The organism is Sutterella parvirubra YIT 11816, from assembly GCF_000250875.1.
Taxonomy (GTDB): domain Bacteria; phylum Pseudomonadota; class Gammaproteobacteria; order Burkholderiales; family Burkholderiaceae_F; genus Sutterella; species Sutterella parvirubra.
On sequence record NZ_JH604912.1, the window covers coordinates 5917 to 7671 of the forward strand.

The 1755-nt window shown below is 67.0% G+C and carries 2 protein-coding genes; one reads left to right on the forward strand and one right to left on the reverse strand.

What is annotated here, in order from left to right; translation table 11 throughout:
* Positions 1-1074, reverse strand: a 1074-nt coding sequence (mnmA, locus tag HMPREF9440_RS02900) for a tRNA 2-thiouridine(34) synthase MnmA (RefSeq protein WP_008541340.1), incomplete at its 3' end; no start/stop codon positions are given.
* Positions 1075-1175: 101 nt separating this feature from the next.
* Here mnmA and HMPREF9440_RS02905 point away from each other — a divergent pair.
* On the forward strand, positions 1176-1755 hold a 580-nt coding region (locus HMPREF9440_RS02905; RefSeq protein WP_040763341.1), incomplete at its 3' end, for a nitronate monooxygenase.

Here is a 1755-nt window from a genome sequence, read left to right on the forward strand (position 1 = left end):
GTGGATGAAGCCGCCCCCCAAACACACGTCCCCGCGGTAGAGCACCGCGCTCTGACCCGGGGTGGCCGCCCACTGAGGTTCGTCGAATTCGAGCGTGAAGCTCTTCTCCGACACGTACGCCAGACGGCAGGGGCCGTCCGGCTGACGGTAGCGGGTCTTCACCGTCAGGTCGTCGCCCGGCTCCGGCGCGGCGCCCGCCACCCAGGAGGGCTCGACCGACTTGATCTCGTGCGAGAGGAGCCACGGATGGTCGTGCCCCTGGCAGATCCAGAGCGTGTTGGTGGCGAGGTCCTTCTTCGCGACGAACCAGGGTTCGCCCGTCGACTCCTTCATGCCGCCCACGCCGATGCCCTTGCGCTGGCCCAACGTGTAAAAGGCCAAGCCGATGTGTTCGCCCACGACGCGGCCGTCCGGGGTCTTCATGGGGCCCGGGGCGGTGGGGAGGTAGCGGTTCAGGAATTCGCGGAAGGGCCGTTCGCCGATGAAGCAGATCCCGGTCGAGTCCTTCTTCTTCGCGTTCGGAAGCCCGATTTTCTCCGCGATGCGGCGCACTTCCGTTTTGGGAAGTTCCCCCACGGGGAAGATCACCTTGGAGACCTGCTCCTGCGTGAGGCGGTGGAGGAAGTAGCTCTGGTCCTTCGTCGGGTCGACGCCGCGCAGAAGTTCGACCCCCGAGTCGGTCACGCGCGTGCGGGCGTAGTGCCCGGTCGCGATCATCTCCGCCCCCATCGCCATCGCATGGTCGAGGAACGCGCGGAACTTGATTTCCGCGTTGCAGAGGACGTCGGGGTTGGGCGTGCGGCCGGCCGAATACTCGCGCAGGAAGTCGGCGAAGACGCGCTCCTTGTACTCCTTCGCGAAGTTGACGGCCTCGATCTCGATGCCGATCACGTCCGCCACGGCGGCCGCGTCGAGGAAGTCCTGACGGGACGAACAGTATTCGCTGTCGTCGTCATCCTCCCAGTTCTTCATGAAGAGGCCGGTCACGTCGTAGCCCTGTTCCTTCAAGAGCCACGCGCTCACCGACGAGTCGACGCCTCCGGAGAGGCCGACCACGACTTTTTTCCGTGTCATCGAATTCTTCCTGTGGTGCCCGGACCGGGCCCGTAAAATGGGGGCTCCGGGTGCCCTGAGGGGCGCCGGGCACGTATCACTCAATTTTTGGCGGATCCATTATGTCCTACTTCGATGAGGCTTGCGGCCGTGCCCGCGGGCTCTGCGCGCTTCTCGGCACCGCGCGCCCCATGCTGAACGCTCCGATGCGCGAGGCCGCGGGGCCCGAACTCGTGGCGGCGGTCTCCGAAGCAGGGGGCCTCGGGGTGATTCCCGCGGCGGACATGACGCCCGAAGAGATCACCGCGTTCGGCGAAGCCGTGAGAAAGCTGACCGAGAAGCCCTTTGCGGTGAACCTGCGGCCCGAGCAGACGGTCGCGCACAAGCCCGAAGACCTGGCCGCCGTGGGCGAAGCGCTCGAATTCGTCTACGACGATCTGGGACTTCCGCACTGGGAGGCGCTCGCCGCGGCGCGTCCCGCGGATGCGTTCTACCCCGACTACTTCGCGCAGTTCGACGCCGCCCTGGCGCTTCGACCCGCCGCGATGATCTCCTCCTTCGGGGGCTTTCGCGAGCCCGAAGCCGAGCGCCTTGAAGCGCTCGGGATCCGCCACGTCGGCACCGCCACGACCCTGAAGGAAGCCAAGGTGCTTCGCGCCGCCGGCGCCGAAGCGATCATCGTCCAGGGGGCGGAGGCGGCGG